The sequence below is a fragment of the Pseudomonas sp. NIBRBAC000502773 genome (genome assembly GCF_006517195.1).
GTDB lineage: Bacteria > Pseudomonadota > Gammaproteobacteria > Pseudomonadales > Pseudomonadaceae > Aquipseudomonas > Aquipseudomonas marginalis.
In genome coordinates, this window is the sequence record NZ_CP041189.1 from 6211359 (window position 1) to 6229645 (window position 18287).

General features: G+C 61.4%; 17 protein-coding genes. 4 read left to right on the plus strand and 13 right to left on the minus strand.

Annotation, left to right across the window (positions count from 1 at the left end; genetic code table 11):
• Positions 1-77 precede the first annotated feature (77 nt).
• The 7 genes from NIBR502773_RS28460 to NIBR502773_RS28490 all read right to left on the minus strand — a co-directional run bounded on the left by NIBR502773_RS28460 (position 78) and on the right by NIBR502773_RS28490 (position 6089).
• Positions 78-1382, minus strand: a complete 1305-nt coding sequence (locus NIBR502773_RS28460; RefSeq protein ID WP_065941235.1) for a hypothetical protein — start codon at positions 1380-1382, stop codon at positions 78-80.
• Positions 1383-1431: 49 nt separating this feature from the next.
• Positions 1432-2175, minus strand: coding sequence for a hypothetical protein (locus tag NIBR502773_RS28465; protein ID WP_141157538.1), 744 nt, complete (start codon positions 2173-2175; stop codon positions 1432-1434).
• A 38-nt stretch (positions 2176-2213) separates the two neighbouring features.
• Positions 2214-2894 (minus strand): C39 family peptidase, encoded by a 681-nt coding sequence (locus NIBR502773_RS28470; RefSeq protein WP_065941237.1) that lies wholly within the window; start codon positions 2892-2894, stop codon positions 2214-2216.
• Between the two features lie 61 nt (positions 2895-2955).
• Entirely contained in the window at positions 2956-3699 is a 744-nt protein-coding gene (locus tag NIBR502773_RS28475) for a hypothetical protein (protein ID WP_141157539.1), read from the minus strand.
• 67 nt (positions 3700-3766) lie between these two features.
• Entirely contained in the window at positions 3767-4318 is a 552-nt protein-coding gene (locus tag NIBR502773_RS28480) for an adhesin (RefSeq protein ID WP_092488639.1), read from the minus strand.
• Positions 4318-4767: a hypothetical protein gene (locus tag NIBR502773_RS28485; protein WP_065927885.1), complete on the minus strand. Its 450-nt coding sequence runs from the start codon at positions 4765-4767 to the stop codon at positions 4318-4320. Before NIBR502773_RS28485 ends, NIBR502773_RS28480 begins: the two co-directional genes overlap by 1 nt.
• Before the next feature lie 326 nt (positions 4768-5093).
• Entirely contained in the window at positions 5094-6089 is a 996-nt protein-coding gene (locus NIBR502773_RS28490; RefSeq protein ID WP_141157540.1) for a FecR family protein, read from the minus strand.
• Positions 6090-6231: 142 nt separating this feature from the next.
• Here NIBR502773_RS28490 and NIBR502773_RS28495 point away from each other — a divergent pair, with 142 nt between their 5' ends.
• A complete protein-coding gene (locus NIBR502773_RS28495; RefSeq protein WP_027606443.1) occupies positions 6232-6501 on the plus strand; it encodes a PepSY domain-containing protein in 270 nt (89 codons plus the stop codon).
• Between the two features lie 20 nt (positions 6502-6521).
• Here NIBR502773_RS28495 and NIBR502773_RS28500 read toward each other — a convergent pair whose 3' ends face one another.
• On the minus strand, positions 6522-11681 hold the full coding sequence (locus NIBR502773_RS28500) for a dermonecrotic toxin domain-containing protein (protein ID WP_141157541.1): 5160 nt from the start codon (positions 11679-11681) through the stop codon (positions 6522-6524).
• Between the two features lie 180 nt (positions 11682-11861).
• Between NIBR502773_RS28500 and NIBR502773_RS28505 the strand changes: the two genes are divergently transcribed.
• Positions 11862-12896, plus strand: coding sequence for an Ldh family oxidoreductase (locus NIBR502773_RS28505; protein ID WP_065941243.1), 1035 nt, complete (start codon positions 11862-11864; stop codon positions 12894-12896).
• Positions 12897-12936: 40 nt separating this feature from the next.
• On the opposite strand, the gene NIBR502773_RS28510 is transcribed toward NIBR502773_RS28505, so the two are convergent.
• Positions 12937-13257, minus strand: a complete 321-nt coding sequence (locus NIBR502773_RS28510) for a YqjD family protein (RefSeq protein ID WP_032887039.1) — start codon at positions 13255-13257, stop codon at positions 12937-12939.
• 165 nt (positions 13258-13422) lie between these two features.
• On the opposite strand from NIBR502773_RS28510, the gene NIBR502773_RS28515 reads away from it, so the two are divergent.
• The gene (locus NIBR502773_RS28515) at positions 13423-13677 is read left to right on the plus strand and encodes a hypothetical protein (protein WP_003190904.1); all 255 of its coding nucleotides are present in this window, start codon (positions 13423-13425) and stop codon (positions 13675-13677) included.
• Here NIBR502773_RS28515 and NIBR502773_RS28520 read toward each other — a convergent pair.
• A complete protein-coding gene (locus tag NIBR502773_RS28520) occupies positions 13649-14569 on the minus strand; it encodes a LysR family transcriptional regulator (RefSeq protein ID WP_115486219.1) in 921 nt (306 codons plus the stop codon). The genes NIBR502773_RS28515 and NIBR502773_RS28520 overlap by 29 nt on opposite strands.
• Before the next feature lie 91 nt (positions 14570-14660).
• Between NIBR502773_RS28520 and NIBR502773_RS28525 the strand changes: the two genes are divergently transcribed.
• Entirely contained in the window at positions 14661-15587 is a 927-nt protein-coding gene (locus tag NIBR502773_RS28525) for a carbon-nitrogen hydrolase family protein (RefSeq protein ID WP_141157542.1), read from the plus strand.
• Between the two features lie 112 nt (positions 15588-15699).
• On the opposite strand, the gene NIBR502773_RS28530 is transcribed toward NIBR502773_RS28525, so the two are convergent.
• Genes NIBR502773_RS28530 through NIBR502773_RS28540 form a run of 3 tightly spaced genes read right to left on the minus strand, consistent with a single transcriptional unit; the run spans position 15700 to position 18161 of the window.
• A complete protein-coding gene (locus NIBR502773_RS28530; protein ID WP_141157543.1) occupies positions 15700-16251 on the minus strand; it encodes a GNAT family N-acetyltransferase in 552 nt (183 codons plus the stop codon).
• A 7-nt stretch (positions 16252-16258) separates the two neighbouring features.
• On the minus strand, positions 16259-16720 hold the full coding sequence (locus NIBR502773_RS28535) for an LEA type 2 family protein (RefSeq protein WP_065927877.1): 462 nt from the start codon (positions 16718-16720) through the stop codon (positions 16259-16261).
• A 13-nt stretch (positions 16721-16733) separates the two neighbouring features.
• Entirely contained in the window at positions 16734-18161 is a 1428-nt protein-coding gene (locus NIBR502773_RS28540; protein WP_027606435.1) for a nucleobase:cation symporter-2 family protein, read from the minus strand.
• Positions 18162-18287 lie beyond the last annotated feature (126 nt).

An 18287-nucleotide genomic window follows, 5' to 3' on the forward strand; every position in this document is an offset into this window, starting at 1 on the left:
GGTAAACCGAAAAGCCCCGCAACGACCCTTATCGTTGCGGGGCTTTTCCTTGTGCACCGGACTCTGTAGCGGTCGGGTTAGAAGTAATACGGGAATTTCAGGCTGAACGTAAAGTCCGGCGCATCGTCCGTCATGCCGATTGCCAGGTTCGGCACGATGGTCAGGTTATCCGACGCGGCAATGGTCATCCCCACGTTGAAATAACCGGCGTTGGCATCGCTGGAAACCACCGATTGCCAGTCGCCGCCGTTGGGCTTGAGCCTGCTCTTGCGCTGCACCAGGTCGGACACCGAGAACGACATACTCATCTTCTCGTTGAGGGCAAAGGCCACGCCGACCCCGAACTGGAAGCTGTCGCCCAGGCTGACCTTGCCGCCCACCTTCTGGTTGACGTCACTGCTGATGTCATCGAAGGATTCTTCGAAGTTATGGGTGTAGGACAGCGAGCCGAATAACACCGCAGGATCGAAGGTCTTGACCAGGGAAATGCCCGGTGTGATCGACCACACGCCATTGCCCGTAGGCAGGCTTTCCGGCACGAACAGGTTGTCGTTGCCGGGTGTATTGATCAGCTTGATACCAAACGGTTCTTTGCCGGTGGGCGCCTTGACCCGCACCGACACCACGGCGTCCGGCAGGGTGGGGGTTTCGTCGAGGAACTTGTAGGCCACGCCGAAGTTGACGTCGCCGATGGTCGGGTCGCGGGTGACCGACTGTTCCGATGTGGCGGTGCCGTTGTTGCCGGCACCGGCAGACTGGTAAGTCGACTCGCGGTACACCACCGGCACGTTCACGTCGAACTGCCAACGGTTATCGACGTTGTAGCGCCCGGTCAGGTCCAGGGTCCAGTTATCGGACTTGATCCGGTCCAGGTTGATATTGCCGAGGAAAATCGAGTCCAGCGCCAGGAACCCGTTGAGGGTCAACTGACGGGCGTCGTAACGGGCATAGGTAACGCCGGTTTCGAAGCTGAACTTGCCGTTGCCGAAAAAGCCGCTGGCTTCGTTATAGAGGTTACTGACGCTTTGCGCCGGGGCCGAATCATCCTTGAGAGACTGGCCGTAGGAACTGCCGCCGCCCCCCGCACCACCGGAAGCCGCCGCGGCCCCCGTGCCCGCGACGGTGGTGCCGTTGGCTTTCTGAAAGTCTGCCGGCGACTTGGCCAAGCGTTTGGGGGCCGGGGTAGCCGGTTGGTCTTCGACCTGACGCACGCGCTGCTCCAGCACGGCCAGCGCTTTTTGCTGCACTTCGTACCGCTGCTTGAGTTCCAGAAGTTCCTGTTTGAGGGTTTCGATGTCGCTATCTGGCGCTGCATACAGAACGGATGCGGGCAAGAGCGTACTTAAACAGATCACAGCACGGAGCGATAACGATCGATGCATGAAATAAGCCGTCCTTTTCTAATGCGTAAGTGTCGACGGTCAGCGTAGTTCAATAACCGAGCGTGCGTAGGGCTTTGAGTTGATCCAGATTGCAGTTCAATGCACCGTTGTTCAAACCGTTGTTGTTCATCACGACGTTAAGTTGGGTCATGTTGTTGACGAAGTTAGTGTTGCCGGTCAGCACCGTGCCTTGCAGCACATTCCCGCCGCCGATCTGCTGCAGGCTGTTGCCCTGGTTGTGATTGGCCTGGATCGCCATCTGCAAGCCGCCGTTGTTGGCCGACACGCTCACGCGGCCTGCCGCGCTGTCACCGGTAACGGTGCCGCCGGCGACCAGTACTTGCCCTGATTGCACGATGTTGGAGGGCGCAAAGCCGTTCTCGACGGTGATGCCTACATTGTTGTAGGCGGTGTTGCCATCGCCGGCGGTGCGCACACTTTGTGTCACACCCTGGCCGCTGCCCAGGCCTGCCCCGCCGGTAACCGTGCCGGTGCCGGTATTCGGGTTCGTGCCGTTGCCGGTCGAGCCGGTGGTTTGTACATAGAATTGCGGGGTGATGGTCGACGAATCGATCTGCATGCTGGCCTTGCCGGTGATGCTGTCACCCACGGCGTTGGTCCAGGTGCTGCTCATGACAATGCCGAAGCTGATGATCCGCCCCGGCATCACGTAACGACCGCGCAGGTCGGCCATTTCCGAATCCTTGAGCTCGATGGGCTTGAACCCCGACGAAGCATAAGCGGGCATTGAGGCTGCCAGACACAAGACCGTCAGCCAACGGGAAGTGTTCATCTTTTGCTCCTGGAGCGTCCTGCCCCTTATTGCGCTTCTTAGAAGAAGTCGCTCTGGATAAAACCGAAATCCATCAGCTCGGCATCGCCTACGGGCCTGAACTCATTCATCTGGCTCTTGGCGGTCAGCGGTGTGGGCGGGTCGAGCAGGGCATTGGCCTTGTCATAACCTTCACCCAGCACGGCGAACACGATGCCGTTCCAGCCCTTGACGAAGTCATCATGGGAATAGCGCTTATGGCCCAGTACCGGGTCGCCGATATAGACCCAGTCCTTGTCGGCCCGCTGCATCACCACGAAGTGCTTGTAGCCACGAATTTCCAGCAGCACCACCACGGGGATCTTTACGGTGACCAGTGTTTCTGGCGCGATTTTGTAGCCCCGGGCACGCATGCCGATGCTTTCGAGGTAGCGCTTCATGTCCAGCATGGAAAAGCCCTGGGTACGCACCAGGTCCTGGTCGGCATTGACCAGCATGCCTTTGATGACGTGATCTTCGTCTACATCCAGCCAATAACCCTGGCGCAGAATGGTAGCGAGTGCCGCAGCACCGCAGCTGAAGTCGGTTTTCTGTTCCACCAGGTTGGCGAATCGGCGTTCACGAATACTCTCGACCTTCTTGTAGATCACTGCACCGCCAGGCAGGGCGGAGATCGCCATGGTGCCTGCCCAGGTCGGGCCGGTGAGCAGCATCAGGAGGGTGAGGGTCGCGAGGCGCATGATCATGTGACCTGCTGGACACTGGAATAAAAAAGGGCCTTGTTGCCAAGGCCCCGTTGGATCAGAAGCGCACGCCGCTGGCGCAGACGCTGCAACCTTGACCGATCGACAGGCTGTTGCTGCCTTGGTTGCCCGAGCCGGATTGCAGGTTCACACCCACGTTGCCGGAGTTGCGGTTAACCGAGTTGTCGAGGCTGGAGTTGTTCGACACGTATTGTGGTTTGCCGCCATGGTGGCCATACCCGGTAGCCGCGGCATTGAGGTAGTTGTTGGCGAGCGAGTTTTGCTCGGTGTTGGCGGCCGCTGCAATGTTTTTGCCATCAGCGGTGGTGATTGCCAGGTTGTTTTTACCCTGGTTGCCTTGACCGGCCTGGCCGTTGTAACCCAGGTTGCCGGAGTTACCGTTAAGGGAGTTATCCGCAGAGGCGTTGTTCTGGGTGCCTTTGTTGACGAAGTTGTTCAGCGCGCTGTTCTGATTGACATCGACAACCGCGAATACCGTTGCGAAGTCACCTTTAGCACTGGAGATGGCGCCGGAGTTGTCGGCCTGGTTACCACTGCCCGACTGAACGTTGACCCCAGTGTTACCGCTGTTGCCATTGACCGAGTTATCGGCAGAGGCATTGTTTTCGGTCTTGGTGTCATCGAACTTGTTGCCCACGCTGTTTTGCACATCGGTCACCACAGAGGCAACCACACCGGTGGGTTGAGGTGCAGGGTGCCAGCCACCACCTGCTTGAGCAGCAGCAGCCATGAGTGCAGCCAGAGCGAAAACCAGTGGTTTCAGAGCCATTTGAGGTTTCATGGTGTTTCTCCTTGCTTCTAATTAGTTGGTTAAGTGTTGGTACGGTCTAACGAGTACTACCAAGCGTTTACTTGATAGTGATGCCCAGGGTGTTAGCCACTCGGTTCCCCACCCCGGCACTCTGGTTCACCTGAATCACTCCTCGGCTGCCTGTGAAGGCCTGGTCGCTTGTAACGACAAGGCGGCTGCCAGTGGTGGGGGTGAGCCCTGAGTCGGTTGCCAGCGTCGTGGTGTTCTGTTGCAACAGGACGCTGTCATCGATGCTTTGCGGGCCAGGGTTGATGCTGATCCGCACGGCATTGATGGATTGGTTATTGGCCCCGGCGGACTGGTTGATGCCCAGTACACCGTTGCCGTTGGTAAATGAGCTGCCCTGGATCGCCGCCTTGGCGTTCAGGGACGGGTCGACACTGCCGTCTAGACGCTGGATGTTGACGTTGGTGGCCTGGCCACCGAGCGCGATGGCGCGGCTGTTGGACATTTGCTGCTGGTTGCCGGCTGCCTGGTTGATCGACACGACACCTTGGTATTGTTGGCCGCTGTTGTGGATCACCGCCGTGTCGTCGGCGAATGCCGGGGCGCTGGCCAGCAGGGCGAGAACGAGCAGGGAACGATTCATCACTTGCCCCCCAGCATGCTGCCGATGTTGTTCAGCGGCGCCATGCCGCGCTGGACCGAGTCGCTGATCTGCCCGCCCATGCTGCTGCCCGCACCGTGGCCCGCGGCGGAGCCGGCTCCCAGGGTGGACATGCTGTTTTGTGTGGCGTGCAGGCCGGTCAAGGTGCCGTTGGTCTGAACCGCGCGGACAATGCTTGAGCCGCTGCTGATGCCGCCGATATCCATATCACTGAGCTCGCCGGTGGCACCGATGATGTCCCGGCTGGGGTTGGCGTTGGCGGTGGTGGGGTAGGGGTCTTTACCGAAGGCGGCGCGGCCGTACATATGAGCCTGCACGTTGCGCCCTGTCACAATCACACCATCCTCTGCAAAGCTGGGAACACTGATGCCGACGCTGAGTACACAGCTGATCAGCAGCACGTTCATCGAACCTTGAGTGAGTGTGGCCACGGCGGCATTCCTTATTCGTCGCGCTGACCCTAAACAGCGCTGTAAGGGATAGAGCAGAAGCCGTGCCGCTTTTTATTTATTGTTGTTATTCAATAGGTTGGAGTTATTTGTGGGCAAAGTGATGTCAGTGCTGTTTCAGCGCTGAGACACCTGCTGCCCAGGTACACACACAGCGCCGTACCACAAACGATTCACCCCGCTGTATCAGCGCTGTAACACCGCGTATGACAAAACGATGAATCCGCACGGCACGGGCGGTCCAGAGGCGTCGAGTGTTTCAAAAATGGACACTTCAGGCGCAACGACGCCCGAGCCGGGGGGCAAGCTCAGCCTTTGGGGGATTTACGCGGGATGGAATTGAGTACGGGGTTGCCATCCTGGTTCTGGGTCAGGTAGACCGGCAAAACCTTGGGCAAGGAGGGGATGAGGTTATTGACCTCGGTGATGTTGTAGATGCCGCCGATGCGAATTGTCCCGGTGTTGGCGTCTGCCAGCATCACCGGTTTGTTCAGGTAGCGGTTGATCAACGGCAACGCATCCACCAGCGCCAGGTTGTCGAGCACCAGCTTGCCCTGGCGCCAGGCCAGGGCACGGTCATTGGCGGTGATTGCCTGTACGCGCGGCGTTGCATCGCCCTGTTGGTAGCTGGCCTGCATGCCCGGCGTCAGGGGCACGCTGCCGTGAATCCGGTCGCTGGTAATCTGCACCGAGCCTTCGAGCAACATCACCCGCACCTGGTCTTCATACTTCCAGACGTTGAACTGGGTGCCCGTGACGCGCACCTGGCCTTCGCCTGCGCGCACGATAAACGGATGCGCGCTGTCGTGGCTGACCTTGAAGAACGCCTCGCCCTTGTTCAACGTGACGCGGCGCTGATCCTTGTAGTTGCTGTAGACCAGCTCGGTGCCCAGGTTGAGTTCCACCTCGCTGCCGTCGCCCAGGGTGACTTGGCGTAAGCCATTGGTGGCCTGGAAGCGCTCATAGGAACTCGGCAGCCAGCCGGCTTCCCAGCCAGTGAAGGCGGCCAGAGGCAAGGCGACCAGGCAGATCGCCGCCGCTACCGCGTAGGTGCGCAGCCGGCTGCGCGGCTTGAACGGCACCACCACCGACGGGATCTCGTGGCGCGGCAGGTGGTCGGCGACGTCCCAGATTTCCAGCATGGCCGCGTATTCAAAGGCGTGCAGTGGATGGGAGTCATGCCATTGCGCAAAAGCCTGACGTTCATCCGCGGTGCAATCACTGGCGTGCAGGCGCATGCACCAATGCGCGGCGGCGTCGGTGATGGCGTCATATTCGGCTTCTGATACGGACTTTTCGCTCATTAACTCATCCTGATTTCGCACATTCTAACCTCCCGAGGTGGACCGCGAGAACAGGCGTCATGGCGATTGCACATCAATTGGAACTTATTCTTATTTGCCAGGACCTAAAAAATTCAGGACATTCCCACAATGGAGTACGAATATGCTGAAGAAAACCTTAGCCGCCCTGTGTGCAACCACCGCGCTGCTCAGTGCCGGCGCCGCTATGGCCGATAAGCCCGGTGCGGGCTGGATCACCATCGAAAAGGCGATTGAAGTGGCCAAGACGAAGGCCGGCTACATCGAAGTCTATGCGGCCGAAGCCGATGACAACGGCTATTGGGAAGTCAAGGGCCGCAAGTCAGACGGCACCGTGTATGAAGCGCGCATCGATGGCGCTTCGGGCAATATCCTGCGTGACCAGAAAGACTGATAGACCCGCCGGGAGCCTGTTCAGGCTCCCGCATCCAGTTCCCGGCCGAGTTGGCTGATCATGTAGGTCACCGAGTCGGCATTCGCCAGAATGGTATCGATACGTTTATCGGCGTCGCTCATGAAGATGGCACGGGCATCACTGAGGGTGCGAGTGCCGGTGGTGCTCAGCACCTTGTCCTTGGCCGGTGTGGTCCCGCGATTGCTGCCGAAGTCTTCCCATGCCTGGGAAAAATCGTCCCAGGTCTTGAACAGCAGGGCGGCGGGCGTGAGGGTGGACAAGGCGGTCTCGCGCAAGTCGGCCAGGTCGGTCTGCATCGGCCTCGCGCCGCGGATGCTGACATTGATCAGGTCGTGGAACGGCCGCATGCTGTCCAGGTAGGCCAGGTCTTCGGTCAAGGATTTGATGTGGGTGATTTCGTGAATCAGCACCGTTGCCCGTGCATGGGCAGAGAGGTTGAAGGGCGTGTTCAGACGGTTTTGGTAGATATCCATGTGCGGGTCGAAGAAGCGATCGAGCAAATAGATTTTCTGCTCCGTGTCATTGGGCAGCACGAAGGCAAACGTGTCGTGTGGGCTATAGCGATGGGTACCGACGACAAAACGCTGTGAGTCGGGACCGATCAGGGTGTGATTCGTCAACTCATCGAGCAGTTCGTCGACGCGTCGCTCCACTCTTTGCACTTGATCGGAGGTCAGCGTGACCACGCCAAACAACTCGCTGAAAAACCGCCCCGCGCGGCTGTTGGGGTCCAAATGCGTGGCAAAGTGCAGGAGGTTGCGCTTGCAGTTGACCGCATAGTACGTCGCGACATTGAGCGCTTCATCGATGCACTGGGCTTTCCAACTCGACAACGCCGCAATTTCCCGCATGCCCGCCGCTTCGATATTGATGGCATCGCGCTCGGCCGCCCGTGTTTGCACCCTGCCTGTGTAGCGACTCAAGGTTTTTCCGTAGCGTGGATGATGTCGATCCAGGTCCAGTGTCCAGCCGCCCTGGGCATGGTGTTGTACATAAGGGCCGTGCAATTCGCCGTTGCTCAGGCGCCAGCGTTGCCCGGCTTTTTTTACCGGGTAGACCTTGCCTGCCACCGCGACAAAATCGCGGGTGCCGGTCTCATCTCGATAGGGGCTGTTGGGTGAAACTTGCTTCAAATCAGCCAAGGCCACCCCATGGTTTTCAAACGCTTGCAAATAAGTACGCCCGGGAGCGGTCAGGTCCAGGTCGGCCAAGGTGCCTGGGGCAGGCGGTGCAGCCTGCAGCCATTGCTCCAGGTCGGCCGGCCTGGCGGGTGAGGGCGGCGTAAAGGCCTTGTCCATGTCCCTGCGCAAGGAGGCCAGCTCGGCCACCCCGGCGGCAAAGGTCTTGAGCGCGTGTTGCCAGCGATGTTGCTGCAGGTCTTCAGCGGAGGCCTTGAACAATTCATAGCTGCGCCACACCACCAGCGGATAGGCGAGCTTGCCGGTGAGCAATTGCAGGCCCTTGGGGATTTCCTCGCTGAACAGGCTGGTGACCGCGTCCCATTGGGTGCTGCCCAATCGCTCGAACTGGCGGGCCAGCATCCGCAGCAGCATCTCGCTATTGTCATCGAACAACTGGTTCAGCAGGTTGCCGCCGATGGGCGATACGCCAAGACGAATCTCGGACAATCCCTGGCTCCAACGCTCGCCCAGCAAGTTGCGGTAAGTCGCTTGATGGGGCGCGTCCAGCTGCCCGACTATCCAATCCTGCAGTGCGCCCGGGGTGGTGAACTCATGGAGCAGCGCGGCTTCATCCGCGTATTCGCGCAATAGATGCCTGGGACTGTAGGGCGCGTACAGGACCAGTGGGCCGCGGGCGCCGGCGGCCGGCCCGATCAGGTAGCAGCCCAGCGCCTTGACCCGCGCCGCGCCCTCGGTGGCGATCAACTCAAGCGGACGAACGATCGCGGTCGCGCCACCCACGGCGGCCCGCGCCACTGCATCGGGCATGTCGAAGGCTTGCTGGATAAAGCCCCAGGCCGAGGCGGACAGCCGCTCATCGAGGGTTTGCCCATGGGCGTATTGCAGCAATTGCCAGGGCAATTGCCGGCAGAACAATCGACGCCGTTCGCGGGCCTCTTCGGTCTGGCCCTTGAGAAGGGGGCTGAGCCGGGTCTGGTAGAGGCGTTTCAAGTCCAGCTGGCGCACCAGTTGCACGATGGCATTGCCGTCCAATGCCGCCGGCAGCGGCGTGGCGGTACGCGAACGTGGCCGTATGGCGTCGCCACTGAGTTCGGGCAAGTGCCGCAAGGCAAAGTCCGTGAGGGTCTGGGTGTTGCCTTTCAAGTCGATACGGCCGGGTATCAATACGTTATCCGGATTGACCACCTGCCCCGGAAAACGCGCGTTGAGCAGTTCTGCAAGCACACGCCGGGCTTCATTGCGCATCGGCGTGATGCTGTGCAGGTAGTCACGTGCGTCCGGTGCGCTGATGCGGTATTGCTCCAGCAGTTCGGCGTGGAGGATTTGCTCATGGGGTGGCGCCATGCCCAGCCCTACCGGCAGCGCTTGCTGGCGGACCAGCGCATGCGCGATGGCGATGGCCCTGGGCAGGTTGCTCGGTGGCGGGCGGCGGATCAGGTTGTCCATGCCGGTCTGCAAACGCGCGGCCTTCAGTCCCATCGAGAACAGATGATTGATCTCGTCACGGGTGAAGTCGCTGTAGGTCTTTTGCCGGTCATGCAGCAGGTGATCGTCGATACGTTGCAGTGGGCCGAGCTGACAGGCCTGATGGGGCACGCGCTTGGAGACGCGCAGGTTTTCCATCAGGGGCAGTCGCCGCCGGGGATCCTGCAGGCGTTGCTCCAGGTCATCGCGCAGGGCCTTGATCGATGCAAAGGCTTCATAGCCGCTATGGGGCGTCCACAACAGCGCCATGCCTGAATGCACGTTGTCCAGGCCGCCACGTTCGGTCAATACAAAACAATTGGCCAGGGCATGGGGCGTGGCATCCGAGCCGATGCGGACAGTCAGGCCGAACGCATCCGGGATAAAGCCGTTCAAGCCATGGCGGGTGAGGCGGGTCATGCTGTCGGCCTGGAGCGTGCTGTCCAGCAACGCCAGGCCGGCGGGCGACAGGCTCTTGTTCAGCGCCCGCAGTTGCGCTTCGCCGTTCAGGCCTTGCAGCATGCCCTGGCTCAGGTGCGCCTGGTTATTCTCCAGTAGCACATTCGGCAAGGTGCGCAGGTCATTGTGGGCAAACGAGCTCACTACCTGGTCGATGATCGCGTTGAAGGTCGCGAGGGTCAGGTTGTTCAGTTTGTAGGCGGCTCCGGCGCTGCGCTTGCCGTAGAACCAGGTGAGGTAGGACGCGCGCAGGGCATCGGCTTGCCTGGCCAGGCGGGCGATAAAGTGCTCGACCATGCTCGAAGACGCCTGGGGCAAGCGCTCTTCGCGCTCCTGGGCCTGGGTGGGGTAGGTATTGATGTAGACGTCTTCGGGCTGCAGGTCCAGGTTTCGTCTGCTCAACTCCACCTGCAGGGCATGGGCGGCCAGGGTGCGCAGAGTTGGAAGTTGGCTGCGCTCCCGTGCCATTGCCGCCTCGACCGCCTGCAGGCGTTGCAGGTGCAGCCTGGCTTTTTCCGCCTGGACGGTGGAGGGGCGGCCACTGCCGCTGCTAATCGGATGGACGGACCAGCGCCCGTCGCTTTCCTGCTCCTGCAACCGACTGTCGAGCATGTTGCGTACGTCCAGGACGCTGTCGAGCAGGGCGGCCAGGTCGACGTTGCCTGCGCTGCGCCGATAAAGCCCGAGCGCATGCTCAAGGTTGCCGAGCTGTTTGGCGACGATGTCCTCGACCGTTTCCTGGAACACATCGCCGGCGACAGGTGTTCCGGTCACCTGGATTTGATCCATGCCGACGAACACGCTGCGCTCATCCACGGACAGGAAATTGAGCAGCTCGTCTTCGTGCCCCGCGGTCTTGAGCATGGCCAGCAGGGTGTCGTTGAGGTCCTTGAGGTCGGCGAGTACCTGCAAGCCACGGGATTGGGTGTAGAGGTACGCGTGGGTAGTGCTGATCATCAGGGTGCTGGCCAGCTCGACGTAATGCTGAAAAGGCGCATGCACCCGCACTTTTTCGATGTTCAGCTGGCTGTCAACGGCTTTGCGCGCGGCCTGGTCCGGAAGGAATACCGTGCGCAGCCGCAGGCTTTCAGCGCTGCTGAGGATCGTTGCCTGGTGCTTGAACAACAGGTCGGCGCGAAACTTGTCAGCCATGACCCGGCTGAAGAAGCGCACGCGCGACTGGCCATCCTTGAAGTCTTCGTTCCAGTAGGTTTGCAGCAGGCTGTTCAATAACTTCGAAAGAATGCTGGCGGTTTGTTCGACCACGCTGTCCCAGCGCTGTTGCTCCTGGGCCAGTTGCTCGGCGCTGAAGGCACGGGTGTCATGCCCGATGTTGAAATACGTGTGGGTCTGGTCCGTGGGCCAGGCCTGCTGCACATAGAAGCGCAACAGCGCATCCCGCAACGGCTCGGAGGCGACCCAGTGCATATCCTCGGCCGTGGCCGCACGGCGGAAGAAGTTCACCCGGGTGTTGCTCTGGTTCACCCCTGGAAAATAGGTGTGGGCCATGATGCCGAGCAAGGTGTCGAGCATCTCGCGCAGGCTGGGGAGTTTGCGCAGCTCGGCGAACATCGCCAGCACATTTTTCTGCTGGGCCGCGAGGATCACGCGTTCCTGGTCCTCCATCACTGCGCCCTGGATCACGGCGGTGGTGACTGTCAGTCGGGTGTGTGCCAGTAGCGCATCACGTTCGCCGATCGACAGGAACCCCAGCAGATCGGCGCGGTGCTGCGGTTGCGCCAGCCGGTCGCCGAGTGCATCGAGCAGGCCGGCGTGGCTCGCGAACAGCTCCAGGCCGCCATAGGGCGTATAGAGCACGGCCTTGGCCTCGTCAGGTGTCGGGCTCATCATGAAGGCACCGGCCAATGGGATGGCAGGTTGGCCGGCGAGGCCCACCAGCAGCCTTTCCACCCGCATGGGATAGCCGTTTTCCGTCGGCGCCATGCGTATCGCGTCAGTGGCGTAATACAGCGTGTTCAGCCAATCAAGGTCCTTGACGGTGAACCCGAGCGCACGCTCCCGTTCCGTCGGTTCCTTGCGTCGGTCCGGGCGCAACAGTTCTTCGAAGAAATAGGGTGGGGTGACGTTTGCCATGCTGCACTCTCCATCGGTATGGCGCGTAGGAGGCTCCAAAGTAGGTGCAGGCATCACGTGGAGGGCGGTAGATAACTGGTGCAGATCGCAAGCGCCCGTTGACAGCAGGCACGGCAGGCGTTGTTTAATCATCGGCCTGGATTCTTGTTGTCTCTTCCAATTATAAAATCGGAGCTACAGATGCCTGCCCAGTCCCCGATAGTCGACAACGCCACAGCCCTCATCGGTTTCAACGACCTGGTGAGGTTGCTGAGTGCGGTATTCGTGAAGCACGGCACCGCGCCGGAAGTGGCCGAAATCCTGGCGCGCAATTGCGCCAGTGCCGAGCGCGACGGTGCCCATAGCCACGGCATTTTCCGCATCCCCGGTTACCTCAGCACGTTGGCCAGTGGCTGGGTCAATGGCAAGGCGGTGCCGGTGGTGACGGATGTGGCGTCCGGTTTCGTGCGGGTGGACGCCGGCAACGGATTTGCCCAGCCGGCCCTTGAAGCGGCGCGCGCGCTGCTGGTGGATAAGGCCCGCAGTGCCGGTATCGCACTGCTGGCGATCCACAATTCCCATCACTTCGCGGCCTTGTGGCCGGATGTCGAACCCTTCGCCGAGCAAGGATTGGTGGCGCTGAGCGTGGTCAATAGCATGACTTGCGTGGTGCCCCATGGCGCCGACCGGCCGCTGTTCGGCACCAACCCTATTGCCTTTGCCGCGCCGCGTGCCGACGGCTTGCCGATAGTGTTCGACCTGGCCACCAGCGCCATCGCCCACGGCGATGTGCAGATTGCCGCGCGCAAGGGCGAGCGCTTGCCGCCGGGCATGGGGGTCGACAGCCTCGGCCAGCCCACCACCGACCCCAAGGCTGTGCTGGAAGGCGGCGCGTTGCTGCCCTTTGGCGGGCACAAGGGCTCGGCGTTGTCGATGATGGTCGAATTGCTGGCGGCGGCCCTGACGGGGGGTAACTTTTCCTTCGAGTTCAACTGGGCCGATCACCCCGGCGCACGTACGCCCTGGACCGGGCAATTGCTGATTGTGATCGATCCGAGCAAAACCGCCGGGCAAAGCTTCGCCGAGCGCAGTCAGGAACTGGTGCGGCAGATGCATGCGGCGGGGTTGCGGCGCTTGCCGGGGGATCGACGTCATCGCACACGGGCGAAGTCGCTGGAGGAGGGCGTGGTGGTGGATCTGGAAGCGTTGAACCAACTGCGGGACTGGGCTACGTAGCAGTTGACGAGGCTCGTCAGCTGCTACGGGCATGTGTCTGTCAGTTACGGCGACCCAGCAGCAGGCCAACCACCAGGCCAAAGCCCGCGGAGATGGCCACGGTCTGCCATGGATGGCCACCGATATAGGTTTCGGTGGCATCGACCACTGGCTTGCTGCGCTCGCGCACGTTGGATACCGAGTCCAGTGCCTGCTTGAGTTTGATGGCGACCTGTTCGCGCAGGGTTTCGCCTTCTTCGCCCACCAGGGCAGCGCTGCTTTTGAGCAGCTTGTCCGATTCTTCGATCAGGGCCGTCAGTTCACTGAATGCTTGATCCTTGATTTGATCTTCAACAGCTTGGGCGGCAGTTTTGCGGGCCATGGGTGTGACTCCTTGCAGGTGAATGTGACAGTGAACAATGGAGTGCCGGGCGGTGGCAAAAGTTGCAGTTTTTTTGCCGGGTCAGCACGGGCGAGCGAAATCCGAATCCGGAAAATTCGGCCTACAGTGTAAGATGTCGTCTATTTGTACAGCAGGAATTTCAACATGAGCTTCAATCTCGCCAACAAGACCCTCGCCGAGCGCGCCGAGCTGGAAGATGAAAAGTCCCGCCTCTACGACCTGTGGCAAACCAACCTGGGCAAGGCCAAGGGCGAAGCCGCGCGGTTGTTCGGTGAGCGCGCCAAGCGCAAGGGCAAGTGGGCCGAATGGGTCCGCGCCGAACTGGACGGCATGTCGCCGCCGGAGTTTTCCAACATGGTGCGCAGTGAAGTCAACAAACTGATGGCGGCGGCGAAGTAAAGCCGGCGGCAATCGCTTCGCGTACTTTAAGCAACATCGGATCAAGCTGGGCCTGGGTGCGCCAACCCAGTTCCACCGGGTAGCGCGGCAGCGCCAGCGGGCAGGGCAGGACCCGCAGGCCGGTCATCTCGGCGATGGCCTGCGCCGCATGCCCTGGAATGGTCGCCACCGCCTGGCTGCCCTTGAGCAGGAACGGCAGTGCGGCAAAATGACTGGTCGAGGCGCACACCTGGCGGCTCAGGCCCTGCGCCGCCAGCCCTTCGTCGGTGATGCCGATGAACCCGCCTGACGACACCAGCACATGCTCGCGGGTGACAAATTCATCCAGGCTGAAGCTTTCCTGGCCCGGCGCCAGGCTGCGTGGGTCCACGACGCAACGATAATCCCCCTCTCCCAGTACCTGCCGACTCAACCGGCTTTGCGCAAAGCCGCCTGCGGTAATCGCCAGGTCCAGGGTGCGATCGAGCAGGGCGCCGGCAACGATCTGGCTGTGGGTCTGGCGAAAGATCACCCGCAGCTTCGGCAAGCGCTGTGCGATGGCGTCCATCAACCGGCGGCCATAGGCAATCTCGAAGTCGTCGGACAGGCCCACCACCACCGAGCGGCCTTGATAGTTCGGGTTGTCCGGATTGACCATCGCCAGGCTTTGCCGACAACGTTCCAGCGCCTCGCTGATCACCGGTTTCAATTGGTTGGCCCGCAGCGTCGGCGCCAGGCCACGGCCGGTACGCACAAACAGTTGGTCGCCATAGACGTCGCGCAGACGTCGCAGGCCTGCACTGATGGCCGACTGCGTGACACCCAGGCGCAACGCCGCGCGGCTGGCGCTGGACTCATCGTGGAGAGCTTCGAAGGTTTTCAGCAGGTTCAGGTCGACCTGGGCGATATTCATTTGGCTCATATCATTCAGCACTGAGGTGGGCTTTATTCATGATCGAGCCTGGCGAGAGAATGGGCAACCCCCCTTATCTGGAGTGATCGTGATGCCCGTTTCTACTGTGGCGGCCCTGCAAATCGGTTCCCTGCCTGGCGGCAAGGCCGACACCCTGGCGCAAATCCTCGCCTATGAAGACGAGATCCTGCGCAGCGGCGCGCAATTGGTGGTGATGCCCGAAGCGCTGCTCGGCGGCTATCCCAAGGGTGAAGGATTCGGCACCCAATTGGGCTATCGCCTGCCCGAAGGCCGCGAAGCCTTTGCCCGCTATTTTGCCAACGCCATCGATGTGCCGGGCGCCGAGACCGAGGCCCTGGCCGGCCTGTCGGCACGTACCGGCGCCAGCCTGGTGCTGGGTGTGATCGAGCGCAGTGGCAGCAGCCTGTATTGCACGGTTTTGTATGTCGAACCCACCGGCGGCCTGGTGGCCAAGCACCGCAAACTGATGCCCACCGGCACCGAGCGGCTGATCTGGGGCAAGGGCGACGGCTCGACCTTGCCGGTGATCGACGCGGCGGTAGGACGCATCGGCGGTGCGGTGTGCTGGGAAAACATGATGCCGCTGCTGCGCACCGCGATGTACGCCAAGGGCGTCGAGGTATGGTGCGCGCCGACGGTGGATGAGCGCGAGATGTGGCAGGTGAGCATGCGCCATGTGGCGCATGAAGGGCGCTGCTTTGTGGTCAGTGCCTGCCAGGTGCAGGCCTCGCCCCAGGCATTGGGCATCGAGGTCGCCAACTGGCCTGCAGAGCGCCCGTTGATCGCCGGCGGCAGCGTGATTGTCGGCCCCATGGGCGACATCCTCGCCGGGCCGTTGCTGGGTGAGGCAGGGTTGTTGACCGTGCAGATCAACACCGATGACCTGGTGCGAGCGCGGTACGACTATGACGTGGTGGGGCATTACGCCCGCCCGGATGTGTTCGAGCTGGTGGTGGATGAGCGCGCCAAGCCAGGCGTGCGCTATATCACTGACTGATAGGCGGCTGCATTCCTGTGGCGAGGGAGCAAGCTCCCTCGCCACAGAGGTCCCGGTTTGCTGCGCGCCAGCGCTACGTCGAAGACGTAGTGGGACCTCCCACCTTTGGGGCTCAGCGTTTGAGGGGTTGGTTTTCCAGCCATTCCTCGCGGGTCATTTCCCAGATATCCCGTGGGAAAGTGCCTGCCACAAACTCACCTTCATCCGTCCTGATCAAACGCATGCCCGTGCGCTCGGAAATACGCCGCGAGCCCAGGTTGGGTGCGGCCTTGGGCGCTCGCAGCACAGGGCGCTTGAGTACGCCGAACCAGTAGTCGGTCACCGCCGCGCTGGCTTCGGCCATCAACCCTTGCCCCTGCCATTGCGGCCCCAGCCAGAACCCGCGGTTGTTATCCTGCTCATCCATCAAGCTGACGTTACCAATCAACTGTCCAGGCGCGCTTTTCAGGCGCAGCGACCAGTGCCATTCCTCGCCACGGGCCATGGCGGGCAGGGCGATGTGCTCCAGGTAGATGCGCGCGCCATCGGCCGGGTAGGGCCACGGCACCAGGGCGTTGAGGTAACGCACCACGTCCCAATGCGCGAATTGCTGCTGGATCCCTTCGGCATCGTCCAGGGTCAGCGGGCGCAGGATCAGGCGTTCGGTAAAGAGTGTCGGTTGCATGGTGTCATTACCAGGTCGCGGTATTCGGCAAGTCCAGCGTGCCACGGTCCACAAAGCGCATCGTGCCGAACAGCCCGCCCGCCAGTTTGCCCCGCAGCACGTAGGGCAGGTTGTTCAAGCTCTGGGTCTGGCTCAGGCCCAAGGTCTGGCGCAGCACGGAAAACGCCGAAACACTCACCGGCACCATCAGCACCGTCTCGGAAAAACGCGGGATGCTGCCGCGCTGGTCACTCACCCCCGACGCCAGCGGCCGACCGTTGACCTCCAGGTCGAGGGCCACGCCGTTGTAGTCGATCGCCGTTTCATTGGGGTTCTGCACCCGCAGTTTCACGGCGAAGCGCACTTCCAGGTCCTGGCTTTGCAGCGGCTCGATGCCCACCACATTGATATTCACCGGGTCGCGGTTGGGGAACAGCGCGCAGGCGCTCAAGCTCAGCAGTAGCAGCGATAGAACCATGAGCTTGCGCATGCAAAGGGTGCTCCTATTTCGTGACGTCCGGGTCCTGCATCACTTTGAGGGTAGAGGACTCCGGATCAAATTCATCTTCTTCCAGCTCTATGAACGCTTCCGGCAGGAAAATGTTCAGCAGGATTGCACAGAACGCGCCCACGGTGATCGGCGATTCGAAGATGTTGTGCAGCGCCTTGGGCAGGTCGCGCAACACTTCCGGCACGGCGGCCACGCCCAGGCCCATGCCCAGGGAGATCGCCACGATCAGCACATTGCGGCGGTGCAGCCCGGCTTCGGCGAGGATCTTGATGCCGGCCACGGCGACGGTGCCGAACATGATCAGGGTCGCGCCGCCCAGCACCGGCTTGGGCATCAGTTGCAGCACCGCGCCGATCATCGGGAACAGCCCCAACAGCACCAGCAGGCCGGCAATGAAGTACGCCACGTAGCGGCTGGCCACGCCGGTCAACTGGATCACGCCGTTGTTCTGGGCGAACGTCACCATCGGCAGGCTGTTGAAAGTTGCCGCCATCGCCGAGTTGAGGCCGTCTGCCAGCAGGCCCGACTTGATGCGCTTGATGTACAGCGGGCCCTTGACCGGCTGTTGGGAAATCATCGAGTTGGCCGTCAGGTCACCGGCTGCTTCCAGGGGCGAAATCAGGAAGATCACCGCCACCGGGATAAACGCCACCCAGTCGAACGAGAAACCATATTTGAACGGCACCGGCACGCTGATCAGCGGCACCTGGGGCAATGCCGCCATATCGACGCGGCCCAGGTACCAGGCCACCACAAAGCCCAGGGCCAGGCCGATCACGATCGAACCCAGGCGCAGGAACGGGTTATTGAAGCGGTTGAGCACCACGATGGTCAGCAGCACCAGGGCCGCCAGGCCCATGTTGCTCGCCGCGCCCAGGTCGCTGGCGCCAAAGCCGCCGGCCATGTCGGTAACGGCCACCTTGATCAGCGACAGGCCCATCAGGGTAATGATGGTGCCGGTCACCACCGGGGTGATCAGTTTGCGCAGCTTGCCGATGAACTGGCTGAGCACCACTTCGATAAACGCCGCGAAAAAGCAGATGCCAAAGATCGTCGAGAGGATCTCATCGGTGCCGCCGCCCCGGGCCTTGACCATGAACCCCGCGCTGAGAATCACGCTGATAAACGAGAAACTGGTGCCTTGCAGGCACAGCAGCCCTGAGCCGATAGGGCCGAATGTGCGCGCCTGGACAAAGGTGCCGAGCCCCGAGACAAACAGAGCCATGCTCACCAGGTAGGGCACTTCGCTTTCCAGCCCGAGCACACCCCCGACGATCAGGGTGGGGGTGATGATGCCGACAAAACTGGCCAGCACATGCTGCAGCGCGGCAAATATCGCCGCACTGAAATGCGGGCGATCCTCCAGGCCGTAGATCAGGTCGGATTTATAGCGGGGGCGCGGGGCTTGAGCGTCAGACAAAATGAGGGCTCGGGTCAGAAAATGGAGGCGCAGGATGCCAGAAACGGCCCGGCGTCAGAAGTGTAAAAAAATATTTATAAAGACCCTGCATAAAACCCCGATTCCTGCCGATACTGCTTATAGGCC

Excerpts from the sequence above, each read along its gene's own strand:
- NIBR502773_RS28460 (WP_065941235.1), bottom strand. The coding sequence starts at position 1,382 with ATGCATCGATCGTTATCGCTCCGTGCTGTGATCTGTTTAAGTACGCTC.
- NIBR502773_RS28465 (WP_141157538.1), bottom strand. The coding sequence starts at position 2,175 with ATGAACACTTCCCGTTGGCTGACGGTCTTGTGTCTGGCAGCCTCAATG.
- NIBR502773_RS28470 (WP_065941237.1), bottom strand. The coding sequence starts at position 2,894 with ATGCGCCTCGCGACCCTCACCCTCCTGATGCTGCTCACCGGCCCGACC.
- NIBR502773_RS28475 (WP_141157539.1), bottom strand. The coding sequence starts at position 3,699 with ATGAAACCTCAAATGGCTCTGAAACCACTGGTTTTCGCTCTGGCTGCA.
- NIBR502773_RS28480 (WP_092488639.1), bottom strand. The coding sequence starts at position 4,318 with ATGAATCGTTCCCTGCTCGTTCTCGCCCTGCTGGCCAGCGCCCCGGCA.
- NIBR502773_RS28490 (WP_141157540.1), bottom strand. The coding sequence starts at position 6,089 with ATGAGCGAAAAGTCCGTATCAGAAGCCGAATATGACGCCATCACCGAC.
- NIBR502773_RS28495 (WP_027606443.1), top strand. The coding sequence starts at position 6,232 with ATGCTGAAGAAAACCTTAGCCGCCCTGTGTGCAACCACCGCGCTGCTC.
- NIBR502773_RS28500 (WP_141157541.1), bottom strand. The coding sequence starts at position 11,681 with ATGGCAAACGTCACCCCACCCTATTTCTTCGAAGAACTGTTGCGCCCG.
- NIBR502773_RS28505 (WP_065941243.1), top strand. The coding sequence starts at position 11,862 with ATGCCTGCCCAGTCCCCGATAGTCGACAACGCCACAGCCCTCATCGGT.
- NIBR502773_RS28510 (WP_032887039.1), bottom strand. The coding sequence starts at position 13,257 with ATGGCCCGCAAAACTGCCGCCCAAGCTGTTGAAGATCAAATCAAGGAT.
- NIBR502773_RS28515 (WP_003190904.1), top strand. The coding sequence starts at position 13,423 with ATGAGCTTCAATCTCGCCAACAAGACCCTCGCCGAGCGCGCCGAGCTG.
- NIBR502773_RS28520 (WP_115486219.1), bottom strand. The coding sequence starts at position 14,569 with ATGAATATCGCCCAGGTCGACCTGAACCTGCTGAAAACCTTCGAAGCT.
- NIBR502773_RS28525 (WP_141157542.1), top strand. The coding sequence starts at position 14,661 with ATGCCCGTTTCTACTGTGGCGGCCCTGCAAATCGGTTCCCTGCCTGGC.
- NIBR502773_RS28530 (WP_141157543.1), bottom strand. The coding sequence starts at position 16,251 with ATGCAACCGACACTCTTTACCGAACGCCTGATCCTGCGCCCGCTGACC.
- NIBR502773_RS28535 (WP_065927877.1), bottom strand. The coding sequence starts at position 16,720 with ATGCGCAAGCTCATGGTTCTATCGCTGCTACTGCTGAGCTTGAGCGCC.